Annotated in this window: 15 protein-coding genes; 5 read left to right on the top strand and 10 right to left on the bottom strand. The window is 61.4% G+C overall.

Annotated features, from left to right (window positions below):
• Positions 1–52 precede the first annotated feature (52 nt).
• Positions 53–8,665 (bottom strand): beta strand repeat-containing protein, encoded by an 8,613-nt coding sequence (locus tag ABIE33_RS30785; protein WP_429132123.1) that lies wholly within the window; start codon positions 8,663–8,665, stop codon positions 53–55.
• Between the two features lie 504 nt (positions 8,666–9,169).
• On the opposite strand from ABIE33_RS30785, the gene ABIE33_RS30780 reads away from it, so the two are divergent.
• Positions 9,170–10,135 (top strand): transglutaminase-like cysteine peptidase, encoded by a 966-nt coding sequence (locus ABIE33_RS30780; RefSeq protein WP_429132121.1) that lies wholly within the window; start codon positions 9,170–9,172, stop codon positions 10,133–10,135.
• A gap of 270 nt (positions 10,136–10,405) precedes the next feature.
• Here ABIE33_RS30780 and ABIE33_RS30775 read toward each other — a convergent pair whose 3' ends face one another.
• Positions 10,406–11,281: a sigma-70 family RNA polymerase sigma factor gene (locus tag ABIE33_RS30775; protein ID WP_429132119.1), complete on the bottom strand. Its 876-nt coding sequence runs from the start codon at positions 11,279–11,281 to the stop codon at positions 10,406–10,408.
• A gap of 133 nt (positions 11,282–11,414) precedes the next feature.
• Between ABIE33_RS30775 and ABIE33_RS30770 the strand changes: the two genes are divergently transcribed.
• Complete coding sequence (locus ABIE33_RS30770; protein WP_429132117.1) at positions 11,415–11,810, top strand: VOC family protein; 396 nt, start codon at positions 11,415–11,417, stop codon at positions 11,808–11,810.
• A gap of 350 nt (positions 11,811–12,160) precedes the next feature.
• Here ABIE33_RS30770 and ABIE33_RS30765 read toward each other — a convergent pair whose 3' ends face one another.
• The 5 genes from ABIE33_RS30765 to ABIE33_RS30745 form a co-directional block, all read right to left on the bottom strand.
• Positions 12,161–12,769 (bottom strand): ribbon-helix-helix domain-containing protein, encoded by a 609-nt coding sequence (locus ABIE33_RS30765; RefSeq protein ID WP_429132115.1) that lies wholly within the window; start codon positions 12,767–12,769, stop codon positions 12,161–12,163.
• Between the two features lie 3 nt (positions 12,770–12,772).
• Entirely contained in the window at positions 12,773–14,053 is a 1,281-nt protein-coding gene (locus ABIE33_RS30760; protein WP_429132113.1) for an HlyD family type I secretion periplasmic adaptor subunit, read from the bottom strand.
• 60 nt (positions 14,054–14,113) lie between these two features.
• A complete protein-coding gene (locus ABIE33_RS30755; protein ID WP_429132110.1) occupies positions 14,114–16,291 on the bottom strand; it encodes a type I secretion system permease/ATPase in 2,178 nt (725 codons plus the stop codon).
• A 33-nt stretch (positions 16,292–16,324) separates the two neighbouring features.
• Complete coding sequence (locus tag ABIE33_RS30750) at positions 16,325–17,770, bottom strand: TolC family outer membrane protein (RefSeq protein WP_429132108.1); 1,446 nt, start codon at positions 17,768–17,770, stop codon at positions 16,325–16,327.
• Between the two features lie 367 nt (positions 17,771–18,137).
• Positions 18,138–18,899, bottom strand: coding sequence for a GGDEF domain-containing protein (locus ABIE33_RS30745; RefSeq protein ID WP_429132106.1), 762 nt, complete (start codon positions 18,897–18,899; stop codon positions 18,138–18,140).
• Positions 18,900–19,379: 480 nt separating this feature from the next.
• Between ABIE33_RS30745 and ABIE33_RS30740 the strand changes: the two genes are divergently transcribed.
• Both ABIE33_RS30740 and ABIE33_RS30735 read left to right on the top strand, forming a co-directional pair.
• The gene (locus ABIE33_RS30740; RefSeq protein WP_429132104.1) at positions 19,380–19,646 is read left to right on the top strand and encodes a hypothetical protein; all 267 of its coding nucleotides are present in this window, start codon (positions 19,380–19,382) and stop codon (positions 19,644–19,646) included.
• Positions 19,647–19,841: 195 nt separating this feature from the next.
• On the top strand, positions 19,842–20,291 hold the full coding sequence (locus ABIE33_RS30735; RefSeq protein WP_429132102.1) for a hypothetical protein: 450 nt from the start codon (positions 19,842–19,844) through the stop codon (positions 20,289–20,291).
• Here ABIE33_RS30735 and ABIE33_RS30730 read toward each other — a convergent pair.
• Together ABIE33_RS30730 and ABIE33_RS30725 are read right to left on the bottom strand one after the other, a co-directional pair.
• On the bottom strand, positions 20,281–20,937 hold the full coding sequence (locus ABIE33_RS30730) for a LuxR C-terminal-related transcriptional regulator (RefSeq protein ID WP_429132100.1): 657 nt from the start codon (positions 20,935–20,937) through the stop codon (positions 20,281–20,283). The genes ABIE33_RS30735 and ABIE33_RS30730 overlap by 11 nt on opposite strands.
• Positions 20,934–22,328 carry a sensor histidine kinase gene (locus ABIE33_RS30725; protein ID WP_429132097.1) on the bottom strand — a complete coding sequence of 465 codons (1,395 nt, stop codon included), beginning with the start codon at positions 22,326–22,328 and terminating at the stop codon, positions 20,934–20,936. The genes ABIE33_RS30730 and ABIE33_RS30725 overlap by 4 nt, the downstream gene beginning before the upstream one ends.
• Positions 22,329–22,602: 274 nt before the next feature.
• On the opposite strand from ABIE33_RS30725, the gene ABIE33_RS30720 reads away from it, so the two are divergent.
• The gene (locus ABIE33_RS30720; RefSeq protein ID WP_429132095.1) at positions 22,603–23,271 is read left to right on the top strand and encodes a hypothetical protein; all 669 of its coding nucleotides are present in this window, start codon (positions 22,603–22,605) and stop codon (positions 23,269–23,271) included.
• A 417-nt stretch (positions 23,272–23,688) separates the two neighbouring features.
• Here ABIE33_RS30720 and ABIE33_RS30715 read toward each other — a convergent pair whose 3' ends face one another.
• The gene (locus tag ABIE33_RS30715) at positions 23,689–24,576 is read right to left on the bottom strand and encodes a UTP--glucose-1-phosphate uridylyltransferase (protein ID WP_429132093.1); all 888 of its coding nucleotides are present in this window, start codon (positions 24,574–24,576) and stop codon (positions 23,689–23,691) included.

The following is a 24,576-nucleotide window of genomic DNA, read 5'->3' as shown; positions in this document are numbered from 1 at the left end:
TTCCCGATGATTGCCGAGAACCGCTGTGCTGTCGAGATCGACTTTGCGTCGATCACACGTCTTGCGACGTTTTCGTCCCGTTTTCGTTGAACAAGATCTTCACCACCTCGGTCGATACTTGGAAGTCCTCGAGGACGGCGACCGTGTGCCACCCCGAAGCATTCCCGGCACTGCCGTCCGTATCCACCTGCAGGTTGGCGTTCTGTCCATCCTGCACCAACTGCACGTAGTTGCCATCGAGATTGGTACCTGTCGGCAGGTTGCCGAGCAGGGCGGACAGGTCGACGTAATCGTTCTCGGTGGCGTTGTAGTCGGCGATGACATCGTCGATGCCAAGCTGAAGCGAGTCGAGGTCAACCACGAAGGTGTCCTGGCCCGAACCGCCGGTCATCGTATCCGAGCCGGGGCCGCCATAGAGAATATCGTCGCCCGTACCGCCGACGAGAATGTCATTGCCCGGATTGCCGTAGAGCGCATCGTTGCCCACTCCGCCGTAGAGCGTGTCGCTGCCCCCATTTCCGGAGAGCGTATCGTTACCCGCACCACCAATGAGAGCGTCATTGCTTCCGCTGCCATTAAGGGTGTCATCGTAGTCCGAGCCCTTGACGCCCTCCATGTTCTTGTAGGTTTCGTTGCCCAAACCGAAGGCCGAAAGGCTTGCAAAAGTATTCGAGCTGCTTTGCGTCAGCGTAAACGTCACCGGCCCTGTGGCATCGGATAGATCGAGCACGTCAGTACCTGTTCCTCCATCGATGGTGTCAGTTCCGACGCTTGCATAGATTACGTCGTTGCCGCTGCTGCCGCTAAGGTTATCATTGCCGACGCCGCCATAGATGACGTCATCCTGCGCGCTGCCAGTGATCGCATTTGCAGTCGTTTCGGACCCGTCGGAGACAAAGGTGAGCGTCGACGAGTTGGACAGATCTCCGTCCTGGTCACGGCCGGTAACTGCGAAGGTCAATGTCAAATCCGATGCGGCAACAGTCTCGGTATAGCTTACGGTCTTGAACGACGCATTGATGCTATTTGTGCCGAGAACTTCGATGTAGTCGAACTTAAATCCGACATCGCTCGGAAGGATCGTTACGCTGGTCTGGCCAACAGCAACGGTCTTACTGAACGTAAACGGCGTACCGTTTCCATCCTTGACCGTGAATTGAATAGATCCCGCATTCTGCACGGTTCCGAGTTGCAGCGTTACCGAGGAAACGTCGTCTTCGAACTCGATCTTGAATTTTTCTCCGGTAGTAAATGCAGTGTTGCCGATGCCGAATTCGTTTCCACCAGTTTGAGAGGTGTTCGCGTTGAACTTAACTTGTCCTGAGGAGGCCGCGAGGGCTGTAAACGTCGCAAAGCCGAAATCGTAGCTGCTCGTCGGGCTGTTGTTGAACTGGTTGGCAGCTTGGATCGTCACGGGCGTGCCAGGGCGTTCCTTGAGTTGCTCCAGTTCGTAGGTTCCATCAGTGTTCGTCGTAAGACGATAGATATCGGCACCCAGGTTATCCTTGAGCAGCACCTGCCCGGTCCCAGTACCGGAGGCAGTCCAGCCGGTCGGCAGTCCGCTCACACTATCGATGCGATACACCGCAATACCGTCTGCCCCCGGGGTCGCCTCGATGGCACCTTCGAGCGCGCCAATGCCGTTGGCCATGTAGGCGTTGCTGATGGACAGAATGCACGGTACGTCGTCGATGATCTGGACGTTGAGCGTGCCGCTGGCTGTCGAGCCATCCTCATCCGTTACTACGACGCTGAAGTTGTCGAACACCCCATTGTCGGCCCCAGCTCCGGTATGCCCCAGGCTGTTGTCCTGGAACAGATAGCTGTAAGTGAAGGTTGCCCCCGTCATCACGCCATTGACCATCGTGGGCGTGTAGCCGGTGATTGTCAGCAGCCCGAGCGCCGTGTCCACGGTAGTGCCGACGGCAAACACGCCACCGGTCATCACCGCTGTGCCATTTACCTTCAGCCCGGCGAGTCCGTCCGGGGCAGTCACCGAGAAGCTACCGGCCTGCGTCAAGGCAGCTGCATTTGGGGACGAGCCGTCAGGGAGATTTTTCTCATACATCGTCACTTCGGCACTCGACGACAGCCCGTTCACGCTGACACCGTCGTTCGTGCCGGTGATCGTGATGGTCACCGTCTGCGTCGCCGTGCCGCCATGGCCGTCGTCCACGGTCACGTCGTACTTCTGCGTCAGCGTCTCGCCTGCATTCAGCGAGTCGAGCACGCTGTCGGCAACCTGGAAGCTCCAGCCGACCGAGTCACCCGCCTGGTTGACCGCGGCCAGCGCGAAGCTGCCGAGATAGCTGCCGCCCTGGGCCGAGAAGCTGGCGCTGTGGGTGTCGAGCGTGTCGACGTCGGCGAAGGTCACCGCGCCGTTCTGCGCATGTGTCGTCGTATTCTCGCCCGCAACACCGTCGGCGATCTCCGCCACCGCACCGCTCTGCACCGCAGAGGTGATCACCGGAACGTCGTTGGTGCCGGTGAGGGTGATCGTCACCGTCTGTGTCGCTGTGCCGCCATGGCCGTCGTCGATCGTCACGTCATACTTCTGCGTCAGCGTCTGGCCGGCCTGCAGGCTATCGAGCACGCCGTCGGCGACCTCGAAGCTCCAGCCGATCGAATCGCCTGTCTGGTTGACCGCGGCCAGGGCGAAGCTGCCGAGGTAGCCGCCGCCCTGGGCCGAGAAGCCGGCGCTGTGCGTGTCGAGCGTGTCGACGTCGGCGAAGGTCACCGCGCCGTTCTGCGCATGTGTCGTCGCATTCTCGCCCGCAGCACCGTCGGCGATCTCCGTCACCGAACCGCTCTGCACCGCAGAGGTGATCACCGGAACGTCGTTCGTGCCGGTGATCGTAATCGTCACCGTCTGTGTTGCCGTACCGCCATGGCCGTCATCGACCGTCACGTCATACTTCTGCGTCAGCGTCTGGCCGGCCTGCAGGCTGTCGAGCACGCCGTCGGCGACCTCGAAGCTCCAGCCGACCGAGTCACCCGCCTGGTTCAGCGTGCCAAGCGCGAAGGTACCGAGATAGCCGCCGCCCTGGGCCGTGAAGCCGGCGCTGTGGGTGTCGAGCGTGTCGACATCGGCGAAGGTCACCGAACCGGCCTGTGCGTGCGTCGTGGCATTCTCGCCCGCAACACCGTCGGCGATCTCCGTCACCGAACCGCTCTGCACCGCAGAGGTGATCACCGGAACGTCGTTCGTGCCGGTGATGGTGATCGTCACCGTCTGCGTCGCCGTACCGCCATGGCCGTCGTCGACCGTCACGTCATACTTCTGCGTCAGCGTCTGGCCGGCCTGCAGCGAGTTGAGCACGCTGTCGGCGACCTCAAAGCTCCAGCCGACCGCATCGCCCGCCTGGTTCAGCGTGCCAAGCGCGAAGGTGCCGAGATAGCTGCCGCCCTGGGCCGTGAAGCCGGCGCTGTGGGTGTCCAGCGTGTCGACATCGGCGAAGGTCACCGAGCCGGCCTGTGCGTGCGTCGTGGCATTCTCGCCCGCAGCACCGTCGGCGGTCTCCGTCACCGAGCCGCTCTGCACCGCAGAGGTGATCACCGGAACGTCGTTCGTGCCGGTGATGGTGATCGTCACCGTCTGCGTCGCCGTGCCGCCATGGCCGTCGTCGACAGTCACGTCATACTTCTGCGTCAGCGTCTGGCCGGCCTGCAGGCTGTCGAGCACGCCGTCGGCGACCTCGAAGCTCCAGCCGACCGAGTCGCCCGCCTGGTTCACCGCCGCCAGCGCGAAGCTGCCGAGATAGCTGCCGCCCTGGGCCGAGAAGCTGGCGCTGTGGGTGTCGAGCGTGTCGACATCGGCAAAAGTCACTGCGCCGCTTTTGGCATGCGTCGTGGCATTCTCGCCCGCAGCACCGTCGGCGATCTCCGTCACCGAACCGCTCTGCACCGCAGAGGTGATCACCGGAACGTCGTTCGTGCCGGTGATGGTGATGGTCACCGTCTGTGTCGCCGTGCCGCCATGACCGTCATCGACGGTCACGTCGTACTTCTGCGTCAGCGTCTGGCCGGCCTGCAGCGAGTCGAGCACGCTGTCGGCGACCTCGAAGCTCCAGCCGACCGCATCGCCCGCCTGGTTGACCGCCGCCAGCGCGAAGCTGCCGAGATAGCTGCCGCCCTGTGCCGAGAAGCTGGCGCTGTGGGTGTCCAGCGTGTCGACGTCGGCGAAGGTCACCGCGCCGTTCTGCGCATGTGTCGTGGCGTTTTCGCCACCCGCGTTGTCGGCGACCTCCGTCACAGTCCCATTTTGCATACCCGAGGTGATCACCGGTGCGTCGTTTGTGCCGGTGATCACCACGGTCACCGTTTGTGTCGCGGTGCCGCCATGGCCATCGTTGACGGTTACGTCGTATTTCTGCGTCAGCGACTGACCGGCCTGTAGCGAGTCTATTACGCCGTCGGCAACCTTGAAGCTCCAGCCGACCGAATTGCCCACCTGGTTCACAGCGGCGAGCGCGAAAGTACCGAGATAGCCGCCGCCTTGCGCAGCAAAGCTGGCGCTGTGGGTGTCGAGCGTATCGACGTCGGCAAACGCCACCGCGCCGCCGTGAACATGCACCACTGCATTCTCGCCGGCCGCACCGTCGGCACGCTCCGTCACTGCAGCGCTCTGTGCACCAGAGGTGATCACCGGTGCGTCATTCGTGCCGGTGATCACGATCGTAACAGTCTGCGTCGCGATACCGCCATGGCCGTCATTGACGATCACGTTGTATTTCTGGGTCAAGGTCTGGCCGGCCTGGAGCGAGTCCAGCACGCCATCGGCAACCTTGAAGGTCCAACCGACCGAGTCAGTCGCCTGGTTTAGGGAGCCGAGCGAGAAGCTGCCAAGATAACCGCCGCCCTGCGGCCAGAAGCTGGCGCTGTGGGTGTCGAGCGTATCGACGTCGGCAAACGTTACTGCACCCCCCTGGACATGTATGACCGCATTTTCGCCGGCTGCACCGTCAGCACGCTCCGTCACGGTAGCGCTCTGTGTACCAGAGGTGATCACCGGTGCGTCGTTCGTCCCGAGGATTACAATCGTAACCGTCTGCGCCGCCGTACCTCCGTGGCCGTCATTGACGACCACCTTGTATTTCTGTGTCAGGATCTGGCCTGCCTGCAGCGAGTCGAGCACGCCGTCGGCAACCTGGAAGTTCCAGCCGACCGCGTCGTTGGTCTGGTTGACGGAGTCGAGCGAGAAGGTGCCGAGATAACCGCCACCCTGCGCCGTGAAGCTGGCGCTGTGCGTGTCCAGCGTGTCCACGTCAGCAAAGGTCACCGTGCCGTTCTCTGTGTGCGTCACCGCATTCTCGCCCACAGTACCGTCAAAGCGTTCCATCACGCCACCGAGTTGCCAACCGGACGTGATCACCGGGGCGTCGTTGGTGCCGGTGATCGTAATCGTCACCGTCTGCACTGCCGTGCCGCCATGCCCGTCATCGACGGTCACGTCGTACTTCTGCGTCAACGTCTGGCCGGCTTGCAGCGAGTCCAACAAGCCGTCAGCGACCTTGAAGCTCCAGCCAACCTTGTCAGTCGCCTGATTCACCGGACCGAGCGAGAAGGTGCCGAGATAACCGCCACCCTGCGCCGCGAAGCTGGCGCTGTGTGTGTCGAGCGTATCCACATCGGCAAAGGTGACCGCGCCGCCCTGCACATGTACAACCGCATTCTCACCGGCCGCGTTATCCGCGCGTTCCGTCACCGCACCGCTCTGCGCAACCGAGGTAATCACCGGAACGTCGTTGGTGCCGGTTATGGTGATCGTCACCGTCTGTGTTGCCGTACCGCCATGGCCGTCGTCGACCGTCACGTCATACTTCTGCGTCAGCACCTGGCCGGCCTGCAGGCTGTCGAGCACGCCGTCGGCGACCTCGAAGCTCCAGCCGATCGAATCGCCTGTCTGGTTCACCGCCGCCAGCGCGAAGCTGCCGAGATAGCTGCCGCCCTGGGCCGAGAAGCTGGCGCTGTGGGTGTCGAGCGTGTCGACATCGGCAAAAGTCACTGCGCCGCTTTTGGCATGCGTCGTGGCATTCTCGCCCGCAACACCGTCGGCGATCTCCGTCACCGAACCGCTCTGCACCGCAGAGGTGATCACCGGAACGTCGTTCGTGCCGGTGATGGTGATGGTCACCGTCTGTGTCGCCGTGCCGCCATGGCCGTCGTCGACGGTCACGTCGTACTTCTGCGTCAGCGTCTGGCCGGCCTGCAGCGAGTCGAGCACGCTGTCGGCGACCTCGAAGCTCCAGCCGACCGCATCGCCCGCCTGGTTGACCGCCGCCAGCGCGAAGCTGCCGAGATAGCTGCCGCCCTGTGCCGAGAAGCTGGCGCTGTGGGTGTCCAGCGTGTCGACGTCGGCGAAGGTCACCGCGCCGTTCTGCGCATGTGTCGTGGCGTTTTCGCCACCCGCGTTGTCGGCGACCTCCGTCACCGAACCGCTCTGCACCGCAGAGGTGATCACCGGAACATCGTTTGTGCCGGTGATCGTGATCGTCACCGTCGTTGACGATTTGTCGCCATCGCCATCGGTGATCTCGTAGCTGAACGTATCTATTGCCACCTGGCCCGCAGCAAGGCCCTGTACGACAGCATGCGCATTGTTTAGCGCATAGCTGTAACTGCCGTCGGCATTGAGCACCAACGTGCCGTACTGCCCCGCCGTGAAAGCACCGACCACGCCCGCTGTGTCGCCAAACGATACGGCTGTGACCGACGCCCCGTCTGCCCCCCGCACGTCCTTGACACCGTCCGTACCGTTGGCATCCGTGCCACCCGAGCCGGTCAGGACATTGCCGTCCGCAACGAGCACACCATCTTCCGTCGCGCTATCGGTGTCCGCCACTGCCGTCGGCACGTCGTCGGAGACCGAGACGGAGACGGTGCCTTCGGCCTGGTCGCCGTCGGTGTCGGAGGCGATGACCTTGACCGAGCCAAGGCTGGCGAGGTCGTCGGCGTTGATGCCGGGATGGCTGGCGTAGTTGTCGGAAAGCGTCGCCGTCACCGTCGCGCCGTCGCCGTTGCGCACCAGGTCGAGCGTGACGATGGTGACGCCGCCGGCCTTGCCGACGATCTGGGTGTCGGAGACCCGATCCCAAGTCAGCGCACCGGTGAGCGTCGAGGTGTCGCCGAAGACGATGGTGGCGATCGCATCCGAACCGGCGACGAAGCCGATCGTGCCGCTGCTGGTGTCGGAGCCCAGCGGCGTCGAGCCGCCGGCCAGGTTCTGGTCGTCGAGTGCAAGCGATGCGGACGCCGCAAGCGGGTCGACCGTCGGACCGGCGCCGTCGGTCACCGTGATCGTCTGGCTGTCGCTGGTCGTGTCGTTGTCGGCATCCTTGGCCGACAGCGTGAAGCTGACATTGACACCAGCCGGGTTGGACAGGTTGTCGTTGGCCGCAAACGTCCAGGTCTTGTCGGCATTGACCGTCAGCGTGCCCTCGGCCAGCGTGAACGCCACCGACTGTCCTGCCGTCAGGGTCAGTATCTGCGTCGTGTTGCCGACCGTCACGTCGACCGTGCCGACACCGTCGGCACCTGCCGAAAGCGTCCAGTTGCCGGCAAGCGTCTGGCCTTCCACCACGTTCGGCGAGGCCGGATCGGTGATCCCGATCACCGGCACGTCGTCGACGATATCGATCTGGAGGATGGCCGAACCGCCGGCGCCATCCCGATCGGTGACCGTGAGGTCGAAGATGTCCCGGTCCTGCTCAATATTCGTGCCAGGATTAACCCCGGAACTCGTAACCGAGCTCGTCAGCTCGTAGGTGTACTCCGCCACACCGGTAACCGGATTGTAGCTGGTGATGGTCAATGTCCCGAACTGACCCGCAACCGTTTGTCCGATGAGACCGCCGATGGCGAACGTCTGACCGTTGATGGTCAGGCTAGCGATGTCGTCGAGGCCGTCCGGATCGGTGAGAACAAATACACCGCTGACCGACGCAGTACCATCGCCCGCACGCGATCCGCCTCCGACGCCGGCTTCGTCGACTTGCCTGTCGCTCACCGCGATGCCGCCTGGATTATCTTCGGAATCGGGGATGATCGACGGACCTTCGTTGGGGTCAAGCGCGAAGGGCAGTCGCTCGGTCGCTTCAAGCGCAGGAAACTCGAGGGCGGTCGGGGCGAGCAAGTCGATGACCGGGCCGGCCTGGCCGATGTCGCCGTCGGCATCGGAGAGATCCCCGCCGCTGCTTTGGTTCGACACGACGCTGATGCTGCCATCCGGGCCTGCGGCGACGTTGATGCCGTTTTCTCCAAGCACCGCCACAAGGGTTTCGCGCGGGATTTCGGCGTCGCCGATGACGAAGGTCGGGACTTTCAATGCGGCATTCTGGATCGTGATCGTGGAGCCATCAGGCTGTTCCAAAACGATATCCGTGCCGACCACCTTGATCTTTTCGACCGACGCGCCTTCAGGCAGGTGCACGATATTCGAAGCATCGGCGCTGACCGTCGCCGGCATCGGCGGCGTTTGGGGCACGCTCTCAGCGCCCTTCACCGGAGCGCCGGTTGCCTGGTCCAGGAGCTGCGGCTCTCCCGCCGCGCCAGCACCGGTCTGTGCCACCAATCGGCCGGCCTTGCCATCCGGTGCGTCGCGGTACTCGATTGCCTCTGCCGGCGCTGCGGCGGATTCATTGGAAATTGCGGTGCCTTCGGTTGCCATAGAAAATACTCCTCGACCTTTGCGGGCAAGAAAACATCAACCTTGTGCGGTCGCAATCGGCATCGGAGGGATTAGAGAAAAACAGCATAATATGTTATGCTAATACCCAAAATTGGTTAGATTAGCGCAATTTTAACGGTTCTGGTCATGGACCCGAAACGAATGCCCATCCAGGCCGCCGGAGCCACAAAAAGAAGCCCTGACCTCACAGAGAACAGTGGCAAGATGCACCCGTCAATCGCAGTTGGCCGCATTGCAAGGCGTTCCCTCGAACGCATCCCCACGAAACAAGCCGGCACGAAGGGCAAACGGCATGTTCCAGCCCGTTGCAACACTTCATGATGAGAAGTCGGCGACTTTTATAAGCGAATTCGCCGCCGCCCCAAAAATATACAAAAGTATAAAATTTGAATAAAATTTTACATAAAACGTATTATTGCGGCACACGCTAAATAATACATACGGCTTTACCTGAGTTTTTCTTTTCATTCGTAGAGTGTCTTCATGCAACCGAGAGACACGGCGATGACCAAGAAGAGCTGGAAGCACTGCGGAAAATACCTGAAGACTTCGGTGTTTGCGATCGGCCTGGTATCGCTTTCTGCGACATCCTCAGTGCAGGCCGGACAGTCCGGCATGCTCCAGCTTGGCCTCGTCCAGCAGATGCTGAGCCTCGCAAGTCCGCTGGCGGCCGTCGCCACTGAGACAATCGGCGTCTGGACGAAGCAAGCTTCCGAAGTGCTTACGCGTCAGCACGTGCAAAAAGTGGCGGTGACGACACGCACGAACTTCGGCGGCCAAACACCGGCGCAGTCGACACCCTCCGCCGTCTTCCATTCCGTAGCCTTCCGCGTCTCCTCGATCCCTGTGGCCCGCAAATGGAAAACCGTCTTTCCGGCGGTCGCTGCAGCCGATTTCGACCACTGCGCAAAGGAGAGTGGTTGTGCCGCTCGCGGCATCCTCGGCAAGGCGATCGAAAACGCCAACCACCTCGCCTTCCGGCAGAAGATCAGCGGCATCAACCGAACGGTGAACCGGCTTGTGCGCTACCAGCCGGACGCTGAGAACTACGGCTCCAAGGATTATTGGGCAACGCCGGACGAAATTCTCGCTCGCGGCAAGGGCGACTGCGAAGACTATGCCATTCTGAAGATGGCCGCTCTGACGGCGGCCGGCCTGCCGGCGGAGGCGATGTCGGTCGTCGTTCTGCGCGATGTCCGACGCAACCTCTATCACGCGGTGCTAGCGATCACGACGAGCCAGGGCCACTTCATTCTCGACAATCTGAGCGATGAGGTGAAGCTCGACCGTGCCCTGCCCAACTACCAGCCGCTCTTCTCGGTCAGCGCCGACCGCTCTTGGATCCACGGCGTCAAGTCGACCGGCGACAAGGTCGCTTCGGCTGCACCTCTGTCCGATGTCATGCCCGGGGAGGGGTCGATTCCGGTAGGGGACGAAATGACACGCTAAGCGCCGTGGCCACGTTCACACGACGGGCATATGGCCGGTTTCCGCCGCACAACGGTGGTTGGACGGGCACCTAGTAGACGGCATGGCGCGACCCTCTCCGGCCGTTGCCGTCGCGAGACACGAAGCTTGGAAGGGGTTACCAAGCGGTCCTTGCACCCGGTGGCAATCACTGCAGTTGACCTGGCATCCCCATCGCACACAGAAGCACAGGGCCCTTCGATAATGCGCGATCTCTCCCGGACGAGGGCGGCGGGGACGCTAGCAGCCGCTTCAATCCGGCAGCAGTGCCAGGTCGAGCCGTGCGAGGCTCTCCGGATCCGCAATCGCCCAGATCGCAGTGATTTTTTCATCCTTGAACGAGAGACGGAGCACGATGCGCTGACGTTCGTCGGGAGCTATGACGAGACCAAAGCCTCTATCCACAAGCACCGGCAATGCGCTGCGCGCACGACCTTTGAACGCCTCTGCCACCGCCATTGCGCCGCGGATTTCAGGAGCTGAACCCTGACGCATAGCTTCGTTGTCAGCCCGGAAGGCGACGTCCGGATCGAGCACTGAAACAAGTGCATCGAAGTCGCCGTTTTGCGCGGCTGCGAGAAAGGCTTCGACGAGCCTCCGCTGGCTGGCGCGGTTGGCGTTGGACGCAATGGGCGAACCTTGTACGCGGCGGCGGGCTCGGCTTGCGAGCTGGCGTGTTGCCTCCGTGGAACGGCCGACAATGGGAGCGATCTCACCGTACGGTACGGCAAATACATCGTGCAGCACGAACGCCAGCCGCTCTGCGGGGGCAAGTTTTTCGAGTACTACAAACAGGGCTAGGCCAACCGAATCCGCTGCGGATATTTGATCCTCCGGACTTTTGCCAGGTTCGCCTGTGCCGATAGGATCGGATTCGATTTTGTCGAGCGGTTCCTCGCGCCGCGCTTTGCGTGATCGCAGAATATCGAGGCAGATTCGGGCTGTGACCGTGGTTAGCCAACCGTCCAGGTTCGTGATGTCCCCTGCCTCCGTCTGGGACAGGCGCAGCCACGTTTCCTGCACCGCGTCCTCCGCCTCGTTCAATGAACCGAGCATGCGGCAGGCGACTGCGCGCAGGTGGGGGCGATTGGTCTCGAACTGTTCCAGTGAGATTTTTTTTGCTTCCATCGGTCACATTTCCTTCGTTGGCTCCGTCATGAGCATGACGAACGAAACCTGGCGGATGTGACAGCGGTCGGTTCCGGCGGTGGTGTCGTCTCATTCAAACGCCGACGCTCGCACGGAGCAGAGAGGTATAACAATGTTCAGCAAAATCATGTTCGCCGTCTTGTTTGTGTCAGATCAAGAAAAGGCACTCGACTTCTACACGAGTAACTTCGGCTTCGAGAAGGTGGCCGACAACCCCGGGCCTGAGGGCCGATTCCTGTCGATGAGCTACAAAGGTCAGGGATGGCCGATCCTGCTTTGGCCCGGCAGAGGAGGCCGCGCGGCTTCCGAGGAGGACAAAATGGGCACGATCTTTCTTCAGACGGACGATCTTCGGAAGGACTTCGCCGAGCTCAAGGCGCGCGGCATCAAGTTCGTCGAGCCGGAGCCCGAGGACTACGCCTATGGCGTGCGGGTGACTGCCCTGGATCTCGATGGCAATCGGATTGCTCTGCGGCAGCAGGGAAGCCCACGGCAGCTCGGGAAATAGCGAGCCGGAAGACGGCGCGATAGAGCTTGGCGAAACTCCCACTATTGATGGGAGCTAAGCCGCGCCGAAAGGCTCAATTGCATCCAGTGGCGAGTGCCCGCCGATATCCGATGCCTCATGACTTCCCCACGCAAACAGCACTCGCCGTATCTGTGATCCTCGGCGAGTATCTATGGCCGAAGGAGCAAAACGTTTAGGGTGCCTTTCGCCCCCAAATCCGGAATTGTCCCCGGGGAGGGCGTCGCGCTTCGCTAAACCTCAATCCCAAATGCAGTACCTTTCGCCGAATGGGCGGCGGCTCGAAAGGGTGGCCATTGTAAATACGCAGCCGCAGCGACGGTCCCGTTGGATCAGGCTAGAATAAAGCCGATGATAACGTCCTGGTCGGAGAGCGGAGCGAGGGCGGCGGTAAGCTTGCCCCGCGCGATCTGCCCCTGCGCTCCTATGGTGAAGCCGGCCGATTGCGGCTCGCCGGGGGTCTCCTTGAGGCGGCGCACGAGATCGACAAACTGAACGTCGAAGGTGAGCCGCAAGCCCTGTGCGGGTTGGGGCAGGTGCGACCGCAGGACACGAGATTGGACGAAGGAGAGGAAGGGTGGGTTATAGGCAATGATTTGCTTGTTCCCCGTGAGCGCAAAGGCCGGCGACGGGCTTGCGCGGACCTGGCCCGCAACCATCGCAAGATTGCTGCGCTCCTTGGCCGACGATAGTTCGTCGCGCAGGTAGCACGTGGCGATAAAACGCAGCCGCGCCGTCAGGTTGCCTTCTCCCTCGAGTTCTGTTTCGCAGGCAGCAATGATATCGGCGAGCCTGCTGCCTTGCCGCGCGGCGAGTTCTTGAAGGCTCTGCCAATAGATCTCCTCGAGCTTGATCCCGCGGCGTTGACCGCCGACGGTGACGACGCGGAACCGCAGCGCGCTCAGGTCAGCGTTGGGCGGGGGAGGCGGCGTCTCGTTCATTGGTCAGCGCTCCCGCAGAGCTTCCTCGCGCGCCTTGTTGATCGGCTTCATCAGATAGGCAAGGATCGTTTTCTTGCCGGTCATGATATCCACAGACGCAATCATGCCGGGCATGATCGCATATTCGCGCCCATCCTTCACCAGCGCGGCTGTGTCGGTCTTGACGCGCACGAGATAGTAGGTTTCGCCATTGTTCTGATCGACCAGACTGTCGGCGCTGATGGTCTCGACGACACCGCCGAGGCCACCGTAAATCGAGAAATCATAAGCCGAGACCTTGATCAGCGCCGGCTGGCCGGCGCGCACGAACGCAACGTCCCGTGGAGATAGCCGCGCCTCCACGAGCAGAATCTCCGACGTCGGCACGACCCCGGCGATCACCCCACCGGGCGTGACATAGGCGCCGACCGTGTTGACATCGAGTGTGTTGATGATGCCGTCGACCGGCGAACGAATGTCGGTGTTGGCCACCCGGCTGCTGGCGCCGCGGATGGTTTCCTCTATTACGGAAAGCTGCGAAAGCGCCTCGGTCTTCTCAGCCAGGGCCTCCTGCTTCAGTTGCAGCGACAATTCGGTCACCTGGAGGGTTGCCTCCCTGAGTGCCGCCTCCAGCTTTCCGACCGACTCCTTCCAGAGGGCAAGCTGACCCCTGGTGTCGGTCAGTTCTTTCTCGACCCTGAGCACCTCGGTCTGCGCGACGAGCTTGCGCTTGATCATCGGCGCGAGCATTCCCTGTTCTTGCTCGCTCAACTGCAGGCTCTCTGTCAGGCGGGCGATATTGGCCGCTGCTTCGGCCAGTTCCTTCTGGCGCTGACCTTCACGGGCCTGCATGACCGACAGCTTGTTGTTGAAATTGCCGGCCTTGGCTTGAAGCAATTGTTCCTCGTTGGCGCAGATGGCCGGCGCGACCTTGGTGATGTCGTCAGGACATTTGTATTTTGCGTCGTAGGCCCCGGTCTCCTCGAGCGCCAGCCGCGCGATTTGCGCGCGCAGCGATCGCCCTTTGGCCTCGAGTTCGCCAAGGGAGGAGCCGCTCGCGGTATCGTCGAGCCGGAGGATCAGGTCGCCGCGGCGAACGACCTGTCCGGGCTGCACCGCGATCTCGCGCACGATGCCGGGCTCGCTCGACTGGATGATCTGCGTCTTCGAGACGGGGATGACCTTGCCTTCACCGCGGGCGATCTCATCAACCTCCGCGATCGCCGCCCAGGCGACGAAAGAGCTGATCAGCAAGCCTATGACAAGCAACCCGGCGCGCGCGGCTAGTGGCGGTTTCTCAGTCATGCTGACCCCTCCCGCCACGTGCGAACCGACGCCTTTTTGTTATCTTTGTGAAAGCGTGCATCATAGGCCAGCTCCCGCCACCGGGCCGGCAGGGCCGGGCCGCCTCTGCAACTGCTCGATGACCTCGGCCTTCGGGCCATCGGCAACGACGCGCCCGCGGTCAAGAACCAGCAGCCGATCGACGAGGCTCAGCATGCTGTGGCGATGCGTCGATATCAAAAGAGTGACATCGCTGCTGAAGACAGTGGAGAGCTTGTTGATCAGCTCACGTTCGCTTGCAAGGTCCATTGCCCCGGATGGTTCATCAAGGAAGACGACCTTTGGCTTGCGCAACAGCAGCCGTGCGATGGCAACGGCCTGGCGTTGCCCGCCGGAAAGTTGAGAACCGCGTTCACCCACGGGCATGTCGTAGCCGCGCGGATGGTGGGAAACGAATTCGTCCACGCCGGCAAGCCGCGCTGCCGCCACCACTTCTTCATCGCTGGCGGTCGGGTTTGCCATCAGGAGGTTTTCCTTGATAGTGCCCGAGAACAGATCCGAATTCTGCGACACGAACGAGACTGCCGAGCGAACGACGGAGGGGTGCAGTTGGCGAATATCGACACCATCGAGCAGGATTCGCCCCGCGCTTGGCGGATAGAGGCCGGCAAGCAGCCGGCCGATCGTCGTCTTGCCGGAACCGATGCGGCCGATGATGCCGACCCGCTCTCCTGCCTTGATCGCCACGTTCATGCCGCTGACGACCTTGTGGTCGGTACCCGGATAGGCGAAGTCGAGATTTGCGAAGGTAATGCTGCCGTTGCGGATCTCGCGATTGACGAAACCGATCGTATCGGGCCGATCCTCCGGCTGCTCCATCACCGCATTCAGGATCCGCAGCGATAGAAGTGCCTGGCGCAGCCGCGCCAGCGTCATCGCAATCTGGCCGAGCGGCGCGACGGCGCGGCCGGCCAACATGCTGGCGGCGATGATCGCGCCGGAGGAGATATTGCCCTCCGTGAATTCATAGGCGCCGGCCACGACGATGCAGACCGTCACCAATTGCTGCACGAACTGCGTCGCGTGCGACGCCCAGGAGGAGATTTCCTTGATTTTCTCGGCCGTGTTTGAGGAATGCTTGGCCAGTTCGTTCCAGCGGCGGAGCAGCTGTTTTTCCGAATGCAGCGTTTTCACCGTCTCGATCGCGCTGATCGTTTCGACCAGCAGCGCCTGGCGCTGGGCGGACTCGTTAGACGCCGCGGCGACGCGATTGCCGATCTTGTGCTGCGCAACGTAGCCGATCACGAGGCTCAAGATAAAAGCAATCGCTGGAATGAGTGCGATCCAGCCTGCCACCCCATAGATGGCCGCGATGAAGACGAAGACGAAAAGACTGTCGATGATCATGCTGAGCGTATTCGACGTGAAAAACTCCCGCACGAATTCGTACTGCATCGCCCGGTTCGCATACTCGCCGGTGGACGGCGGCCGCGACGCCATGGTTGCATGCAGGATCTTCTCGAACAGCATGTAGGAGAGTTTCAGATCGGCCTTGCGGCCGGCGTAGTCGATCAGCGCCGCGCGTACCGTCTTCAATAGAAAGTCGAAGAGGATGGCGGTACTGATGCCCAGCGCCAGGACCCAGAGTGTCGCGACCGCCTTGTTCGGTAGGATGCGATCGTACACATTCATCGTGAAGAGCGGCGCGGCGAGCGCCAGGACGTTGATGAAGAATGTCGCGACCGCCACCTGCACATAGGCTTGCCAGAAGGGCTTGATCGTCGAGGTCAGCCAGTGTCGGCGGTCGATGTTGCGCGCCTCGCCAACACCCCGACCGGCTGCCGTGTTCAAATAGGTCGCCGAGAACGACACGGCATAGGCGAGCCCGCCGAGTTGCAGATCAGAAAGCTTCGCTGCCGTCTCGTCGGGCCTCGCCAATTTGTTCGAAAGACTGAGAGTGCCGTCCGGCGCCTCCTCCAACAACGCCGTGGCGCTGCCATCGCGAAAGACGAGCAGCAGCGGGAACACGAAATCGCGATTGGCAAGGGCCCGGGTGGAAACGAGCTCCGTCTCCAGGCCAACGCGCTCGGCTATGCGGGAAACGTCTTCGGCGCTCGGCGACCGGGCGTCGAAGGGAACGTCGGAATAGAGCACGCTGTCTGACGAAGGGCGGTTCAAGAAGATGCAAATCTCCTTGAACGCCTCGGAAAAGCCGGTCAGGGACGGGCCAATCTGCACATGCCTGTCAATAGCTTGCATCACCACCGGTTGTGTCCGCCCTCGCGAGGACTATCATTTCTGCCGGATCGGCGCCAACAAGTCGAGTGGCAAGTCGTTCGTCTGGCGCGACGGAACACGGCGATAGGTTTCCGTAGCCGGCGCGTCCGGAACATTGAACTCGTTGCGGGCGTAGGCTTCGGATTGAGCCGGTGCTTTGATCTGCATCGTCGACAGAAGCTGTCCGGTTGCGGCAAGCAGGCGATATTCGGCAAACAAGGCCGCGTACTGCGACGTCTTTGCCAGGATACTGACGTTGAAACGCGCGTTCTGCGCGCCCAGCACGTCGAGCAGCGAACGCTGGCCGACCTTGAGCTGCTCGCGATAGGACTCGACGAGCTGCACGTTCATCTGGGCCTGCGCATTCAGCGTGCGCGAAATGTCATACTGGCTCGTGCGGCGTTCCCAGGAAATGCGAACGGCCTCCTCGACCTCACGATGCGCCTGGTGGAAGACCAGCCGCTGCTCGCTTGCCCGGCGCATCTGCTCCTGCTCATTGGCGATGTCGATGCCGCCACGATAGAGATTCCACTTCGCGACGATCCGCGCCTGCGCGTCCCAGGTATTGCCGGTCGAGCCGTCGATATCGTTCCCGCTGCGCACGCGCCCTTCGGCAAAGACTTCCGGAAGCATGTTCGAGCGCGCGGCCTTTACCTGCGAGTCCGCGACATTGATGTCGGCATCGGCGGCCTTGATGCGCGGGTTGTTGCCGCGGGCGATGCCGATCGCTGTCTCCAGCGTTTTCGGCAAGACGTTGGCAACCGACTTCGGCATGGACGGCTTGGTAAGCGGCTGGCCTACCAAGCGATTGAAGCTGATCTTGACGGTATCGAGCGCTTCCTCCGCTTCCAGTAGGCGGGCCTTTGCGGAAAGCAGGCGTTCACTGGCCTGCTGGCGATCCGCGTCGGTCAACGTTCCACCTGAAATCAGCGAGCTGATATCCGACAGGATCGACTGATGCACGCCGACGTTCTTGCGGGCTTCCGCCACGATCTGCTGCTGAAGAATATACTCGAAGTACTCGCGGACGATCTGCAACCCGATGGTTTCGGAACGCTCCAGAACACGGAAGGAGGCGCTGTCGACGCGTGCTGCCTGCCGCTCCAGCTCGGCCCGACGACCGCCGCCGTCGAAGAGCTTCTGAGTGACGGTCAGACCAACATCGGAAGGATAGAGCGGGTCGTTCTCGATGGAGGCGAGCCGTCGGCCGTTGTCCTCGAGATGGCGCACACCCGTCGAAGCTTCCACATCGAGGCTCGGCAGATAGAGGCCGCGGGCCTGCCGCAGTTCGAACTCGATCGCCTCGCGGTTCTCCATCGACTGCCCGATCTCCGGGTTCGATTCCATCGCGATTTGAAGCGCTTCCCTGAGCGTCATCGCTTCGGCCGCACCACCCGCAAACACGGTCGACGCGAGCAGAATGGAAAACAGCCCGCCCTTAAAGGTTTTCCCCACGTTCAATACTATCCCCCTCGCAATCAGTACGCCACGCTTGCAAATCCAAGCGCACATTAAAGCTGCAGAAATTTATCGCTAAATAATACAGCTGTAATAAAGGGCGGCCACCACTTTTGGGGTGGTGCAAGTGCATCCCAACCTTTCGCACGGCCATGTTGCAAAAATGGAACAATCGCCCCGCTAAACCGGGACCCGCTAACCTATTGAAATGAAATTGGTCGCGCGTAGCTGCTTCAGGACTTGAGCCAGTTCAGAGCGACTAAGAAGCGGTCCACAATTCAATGAAGACGCGAAATCAGCAGTTGAACCTCAGTCGCGGCGTGCAAAGACTAGATTTTCACCTGACGCGGGCGCCAGCGCCCGCATTGATTCAAGCCGAGGGCAGGCGGACAAAACCGACGCTCTGAGTCTCCGCGGCAGCAACTGCAACGGCCTCGGAAGCGGCGGCGCGGCGTAGCCGCTCCAGATCAACACTGCCGTCGAACAACGCACCGCCAACGCTGAATGCAAGATCGACCTTGCTGCCGTCGGCCGCAAAATGCGACGAGGTCAGCGCTTTCGTCAGGCGTGTGCAAACCTGCTCTGCATCGGCTTCGGTCGCACCCACCAACAGGACGTCGAAGCTCGCTGGACCGGTTCGCGCGACGACATCATCGCGCCGCACCGAGGTGCTGATGGTGGAGGCGACGAATTGGAGCAGTTCGTCACTCCATTCCGGGCCGAAGGCGGCGCCGACATCGTCGAGGTTGTTGATCCGCAGATGGATGAGAGCCCCATGAAGCTCCTCGTCAGCGCGCTGACGGCGGCGCTCGAGACCATTGACATGCTGGACAAGCCCGCGGCCGGTAACGCAGCCGGTCGTAGCGTCATGGGCAACGACGTGGTTGATCTGGTTGCGGAGGCGCTGGGCCCGGCGAAACTGCATGGCCGCAGCGACGATCAGCGGCACACCCATCAGCAAGGAAATCAAGGCCGCGCCGACCACTGCGGCCGCATAGGGCCGATCGACGAGAGCGACTAGGCTGAGATAGACCAGAACCTGGGCGAGTACGGCGAAACCAACGATGCCGCCGAGGACATATCGCACGATCCGCCAGTCCCTCTGCCCGTTGAATGGTAACTCTCTCTGCATGCATCCAGCTCCCGATTCACTGACGATAATCGGTCTAGTGCAGTTTTATGCATATTCCCTTTCCCAGGTATCTACAACTTTATGCACCGGACAGAATGCCCACGGGAATGCACCAAAACGGCATAACTGCCGCCTGAATATTCGCGCCCGGCGTGCGATTTCAAGATAGCCGCGGGGAAAATCCTGTTCTTCCGCTGTCGGAAAAGCGCGCCTGGCTCCTCGTGCGCACTCGAAGGTTCACCTGTAATACCAGCGCAGGTTGATATGATGCCGCTCTGCGGGGGGACAGGTATTCGCTGATCGGAGCGGCGACATGCTACGATCCTATGCCGGACCAACGGGGTGTCTTTTGATTCTCGTCCACCATTTGACCCTGGCGCTTGGCGGACTTTGGTCCTACTCCTGATCCGACTTCAGTCCGCTTTGACACCGGCCCGCTTGTTCCGCACGCTGATAGCATTGTTGGCTGGTGTCGCGAAAATGAGGATCAAGAACTCTCTGCGCCGACTTCTTTCGCCGTCGGTCGGGCAAAGACCGGCGCCCAGGACGTATGTTCTGGAGTCGCTTCTTGACCTTTGCCAAGCCTACAACCTGGCGGTCGCGGAGCTGCACAGGTTGCAGGTAGAAACGCATCCGCGGGAAGATGCGATCCGGGAGTTTGAAGTGCTGTGTCGCGATATTGAAGTACAGCTCATGTCATGCATAGAGAAGGTGGACCGCGTCGGCAAAGCGGAAGGTCCGCACTGAAAGCCTGCCACGGGTCGTTTGCGGGCGCGCTCGCCCAATGCCCTCTAGCGATCCGGGCTTTTATCTACAGGTTTTGTCGAGGCGGTTGTCTCGGTCGAACCCACACTATCGACGGCCGGTTTGCCGTCTGGCAGAACATGCCCAATCTCGACAACCTGTCGAAGCCCGGGCAAAGTTCTGTTCCGAGGAGATGTCATGCCTACGCGTCGGAAATTTCTTACCGCAGTCAGCTCGGGAGCCGTTTGTCTGTTCGCCACAGCTCTTCCATACACCGTCGACCCTGCCGGCGTGTTGCTGGAACTTGTTCCCCAAGCCGCTTTTGCCAAGAACGGCGAGAACAATGGCAATGGTGGGGGGGGCGGCGGTGGAAACGGTGGAGGCAATGGCGGAGGACATGGCGGTGGTAACGGCGGAGGAAACGGAGGGGGCAGGTCCGGAAAAGACAACTCGAGCGGCGGCAATGCTCGTGGCAATTCGACGGGTGCCGGCGGCGGTGCGCCCAGGGTCGGCGTGCGCCATTCCGATGGCATGAGCGAGGAGATCAGCGGCGGCCGCTACATCATGAAGGATGCGCGTGGGCGAACGATCATCAACCGAAGGGCGACCCTTGCGGACCTGAAGCGAATTCAGTCCCTCATTCAATGACCGGACGCCAATCGACCGCGTCCCGCAGCACCATGGCAGCCTCGGTTCGGTTGGTGACGCCGAGTTTGGCCATGATCTGCGTCATATGGTGCTTTACTGTCTTTTCCTGAAGCTCGAGCTTCCGGGCGACATGCTTGTTGCTCATGCCTGCAGCCACCAACTGTAGCACTTCATGTTCGCGCGCGGTCAGGCTGGCGACCAGGCCCGAAAGGTTTGTCGGACCGCGCGTGCGGTTGGAGAGAAGTTTGGCTGAGAGCGCCGGAGTGACATAGCTCTCGCCCGCGGCGACGCTGCGTATGATTTCCGCCAGCGCTCGACCGCCGACACCCTTTAGCACATATCCCAGCGCTCCTCGGTCGAGGGCCGCGGTGACATCGTCGCTCGTTTCGGAAACGGTTAGCATGATGATCTTTTGCGATGGCGATAACTCGAGGATAGGGAGGATTGCGTTCAGGCCGCCCCCCGGCATGGATATGTCCAGCAGCAAGACATCGGGACGCAGATTCTCGGCAATAAGTAGGGCATCATCCCTGGAACTCCCCTCGGCAACGATTTCGAAGCCGCCGATCTCCAGCAGGCTTCTCGTTACGCCCTCTCGAAACAAGGGATGATCATCTACCACGGCTATGCGTATCGCTGTCTTCATACCGCTTTTGTCTCCTCGGTGCTGATTGTCATACGAATAACGGTGCCGGTGGTGGAGACTTTAATCTCGAAGGCTCCACCCAAGCTTTCGATGCGTTCCCTTAATCCCTCAAGGCCAAGGCCGGTTGGCACAACGTGATCCGGGTCGAAGCCAGGCCCATTGTCCCCGACCTCGACCATCACCTGCTCACCCACCGTCGATTGCGAGACACGCTGGCCGACGCCGCCACCATGGCGGTAGGCGTTGTTGAGAGCTTCCTGCACGAAGCGGTAGATGCAGATTTTGGCAGATAGAGAGAGGTGGTCAGGCGGGTCGAACGCCGACAGCTCCACGGTCGTTCCCGTTCGCTGCTGATGGGCGTGAACGACCCGCTTCAAGATCTCGGGCAGGGTCGCCGTTTCTATCTGCGGCAGAACAAGACCGCTGCAGATCGTCCGGATCTCCTGCATTGCTTCATCAAGGCTTTCCTTGATTTCGGCGATGCTGCGCTCGCGCGTTGCGCGGGATGTTTTCGGGTTGGTGAAGGCATCGCTGTCGAGCCGCAGGGAGGCGAAGGCCAGCAGTTGCGCCGGCCCGTCGTGCAGATCAGCTCCGATGCGGCGCAGATGGCTTTCGTTGAGCGCCGCCGTGCGCTGTGAGGCCCGCTGGAGACGTCCACGTAGAGCCTCGTTCTGAGCGAGCAACGTGGAAAGCTCGGCGATCCGATCCTTGAGTGCATGGCGCTGGTTTTCGATCGTCCGGCTGCCTCGCAGCACGATCGCAGACAGGACCACGAAAAAAGCGAGCGTAAAGGCTGCGACCGCTAACCAGGTATAGAAACGCGCTTGGTTCAAGCCATGTTGGAAATCATAGGAGACTTCATGAAATTCGGAAACTGCGACGACCTCTCCCGACCACGGTTGCAGCACCGGATTGTAGATCTCAAGGACCGGCATGTCGGCTGGGCGTTTGTCTGACTGCTCCCCTGATTGATCGAAGAGCGCCACCATGCTGCCAGAGAATGCCGTTCGCAGTTCGTCGTTGAGTTCGAGCCGTTTTCCAATCTGGGCCTCGTCGCTTGAATAGAGAACCGTGCCGTCTGCCCGCCAGAGGCGGAAGGACAAAAGACGGTCTCCCAAGGCGCCCTGACCAAGGGTTTCGTCGAGCGCGCGTGCGACAGCGCCGTCGAGTATCTGGGTCCTTTGCATATCGGGCAACAACGGTGCGATCACACTGTCGACATAGAGGGCCGTGGTCGCGGCGGAGTTCCGAGTGACTGCCTCCTCGATAAGGCGTGAAACAAACGCCCCGACCAGCACCATTGCAGCCGCTGCAACAAGGCCGCCGATCAGCAGGAACTGCGTTGCCAGTGAACGGGCGTTCCAATTTTTGATGAGTTGGGTGGCGCGCACGAAATTTCCCGGGATCGACGCTGGTCGCCAGCGTCGCTGTGGTACAACAAACCCGCGATACCCTAACCGCTTGGGCAGGCCGGTCAATCCTGTGGCTCGGTTCTCAATCCTTGTCGGACCTTTGGCTGTCTGCCCGACAGGACCAAGGTCCTATTGGCTGCCGCAATGGTCCGGGGGGCATAGTCGCTCCCTTTTGCCCAAGATAAGTTCAGCTCACCTGCAAGCGCGGCCCTCATCAAAGTCGGTGCCGCGGCTATTCGAGGAGGAGTTTCCTATGGTTTTCGCGAAAGCAATCGCTCGTGGCGTCGTGGCGCTGAGTTTGGTCGTGGCTCCCGCGGCGGGCGGGATGGTCGGTGCTGCCGGCACAGCCCTGGCCAAGGAGGGCCATGGCAATTCCGGTGGTGGTGGCGGCGGTAACGGAAATGGCGGCAGCCATGGCGGGGGCTCGGGTTCCAGCCATGGAAAATCGGGAACCGCGCGTGCAAACAAGGACACCCGGCCGAGCAAGGCCAGCGCCAGCGACAAGCCGACGTGGAAATCGTTGTTCACACGTGGCAAAGGACCGGACACGGCGAAAAAAGCTGCGAAGGCCGACAAGCTGACCAAGGTGGAGCCAATTGAAGCTGGCGTCGGCACGCCGGGACTGCGCTCCCTGAACCGCAACTATCACGCTTATCTCAACTCGAACGATCCCCGAATGGCCGCGGTTTCTGCCTACGCCATCGCCTATGCCGAGTTCGAAGCCGAGAATGGCGTAGACGCCATCCCAAGCGACCCGGCCCTCAGCGACGAGGCCCTGCGCGACGCGCTTGCCGGCTTCTCGAAAGACGGTGTCGTGACCGATGATATGCTTGACGAAGCCAAGGATATTCTTGGCGTCGGGCCCGATGTCGGCAAGATCGATCAGATCCGCGACACACTTCCTCCGACCACCTTGAATTGACGGTTGTGGACAGCCAGCTCTGCGGGCCCAGACAGTTGATCCGGGTCCGCAATTGAGCTGAGAACCAGGCTCAGGACCTACTGAGTGAGGCGGTTCCAAGTTCAGCTGAGTTTTGATTCACTCATGGCAGGAGGATCTGTCATGAGTGATCTGTTTTTCTGACGCCAGCGCGCGGCCGCGATGGCTGCAACGCACACGAACAATCCACCGAGGCGGATGCCGTGGAGCGGCTGCACACTGACGGCGGCACTCGCCTCGGCGGAATTGACGGGCGTTGTGCGGGTGACCTCCGCCGTCGTATTTCCACACAACAGCTCGAAGGCGACCTACGCGAGAGGATCGCTGGTCGCCTATCGAACTTGCTTTCTGCTTCAGTCTGTCGCCGGCGTCGGACTTCGAAGCGCCTTCATGACACCATCAGGCGATTGCGCGCACGGGCGCCATGAGCGCATGCATCTCGCCGGAGATCCCCGCTGCAATGTCCGCGCGCGTCATTGCCATGTGCAGGTTGGCTGCGACAAAGCCGGCAGGATTTCCGCAGTCGAACGTGCGGCCGCCAAATTCGAAGGCGCGAATTTCCTGGTCTTTCATCAGAGTGATCATAGCGTCGGTCAACTGGATCTCGCCGCCTGCGCCGGGTTCCTGGTTTTCGAGGATGTTGAAGATCTCGGGCTGGAGAATATAGCGCCCTGAGATAAACAGGTTGCTCGGCGCCGTGCCCGGAGCCGGTTTTTCCACGAGGCCATCGACCAGTGCGCCCCCGATGGTCTGCTTCAGGGAAACGATGCCGAATTTGTGGGCCTCTTCCGGCAAGCACCGTTCGACCGCCACGACATTGCCGCCATGCCGTTGATGAAGGCTCGTCATCGATTGGAGGCAGGGCTCGTGATCGACCATCAGCATATCCGGCAGCAGCACGGCGAACGGTTCGTCGCCGACGATGTGGCGCGCGGTCCACACAGCGTGGCCAAGGCCACGGGCCTGTTGCTGACGCACGAATGAGATGCTTCCCACATCGGGCGTTGCCGTTGCCAGCCGGTCGGCAAGCGGGTTCTTGCCCGCCTTGCGAAGCGTGGCATCGACCTCGAATGCATGATCGAAGTAATCTTCGATCGCGCCCTTCATGCGGCCGGTGACGATAATGACGTGTTCAATGCCCGCGGCAAACGCCTCGCTGACGATATAGTCGAGGATGGGCCGGTCGACGATCGGCAGGAGTTCCTTGGGAACGCTTTTCGTTGCCGGCAGCATTCGCGTACCGAATCCGGCGGCCGGGATGATCGCCTTGCGCACTTTGTTTTGCAT

Source organism: Ensifer sp. 4252 (genome assembly GCF_050434565.1).
GTDB lineage: Bacteria > Pseudomonadota > Alphaproteobacteria > Rhizobiales > Rhizobiaceae > Ensifer.
This window is presented reverse-complemented; position numbering and strand designations above follow the sequence as displayed.

Excerpts from the sequence above, each read along its gene's own strand:
- ABIE33_RS30785 (WP_429132123.1), bottom strand. The coding sequence starts at position 8,665 with ATGGCAACCGAAGGCACCGCAATTTCCAATGAATCCGCCGCAGCGCCG.
- ABIE33_RS30780 (WP_429132121.1), top strand. The coding sequence starts at position 9,170 with ATGCAACCGAGAGACACGGCGATGACCAAGAAGAGCTGGAAGCACTGC.
- ABIE33_RS30775 (WP_429132119.1), bottom strand. The coding sequence starts at position 11,281 with ATGGAAGCAAAAAAAATCTCACTGGAACAGTTCGAGACCAATCGCCCC.
- ABIE33_RS30770 (WP_429132117.1), top strand. The coding sequence starts at position 11,415 with ATGTTCAGCAAAATCATGTTCGCCGTCTTGTTTGTGTCAGATCAAGAA.
- ABIE33_RS30765 (WP_429132115.1), bottom strand. The coding sequence starts at position 12,769 with ATGAACGAGACGCCGCCTCCCCCGCCCAACGCTGACCTGAGCGCGCTG.
- ABIE33_RS30760 (WP_429132113.1), bottom strand. The coding sequence starts at position 14,053 with ATGACTGAGAAACCGCCACTAGCCGCGCGCGCCGGGTTGCTTGTCATA.
- ABIE33_RS30755 (WP_429132110.1), bottom strand. The coding sequence starts at position 16,291 with ATGCAAGCTATTGACAGGCATGTGCAGATTGGCCCGTCCCTGACCGGC.
- ABIE33_RS30745 (WP_429132106.1), bottom strand. The coding sequence starts at position 18,899 with ATGCAGAGAGAGTTACCATTCAACGGGCAGAGGGACTGGCGGATCGTG.
- ABIE33_RS30740 (WP_429132104.1), top strand. The coding sequence starts at position 19,380 with ATGAGGATCAAGAACTCTCTGCGCCGACTTCTTTCGCCGTCGGTCGGG.
- ABIE33_RS30735 (WP_429132102.1), top strand. The coding sequence starts at position 19,842 with ATGCCTACGCGTCGGAAATTTCTTACCGCAGTCAGCTCGGGAGCCGTT.
- ABIE33_RS30730 (WP_429132100.1), bottom strand. The coding sequence starts at position 20,937 with ATGAAGACAGCGATACGCATAGCCGTGGTAGATGATCATCCCTTGTTT.
- ABIE33_RS30720 (WP_429132095.1), top strand. The coding sequence starts at position 22,603 with ATGGTTTTCGCGAAAGCAATCGCTCGTGGCGTCGTGGCGCTGAGTTTG.
- ABIE33_RS30715 (WP_429132093.1), bottom strand. The coding sequence starts at position 24,576 with ATGCAAAACAAAGTGCGCAAGGCGATCATCCCGGCCGCCGGATTCGGT.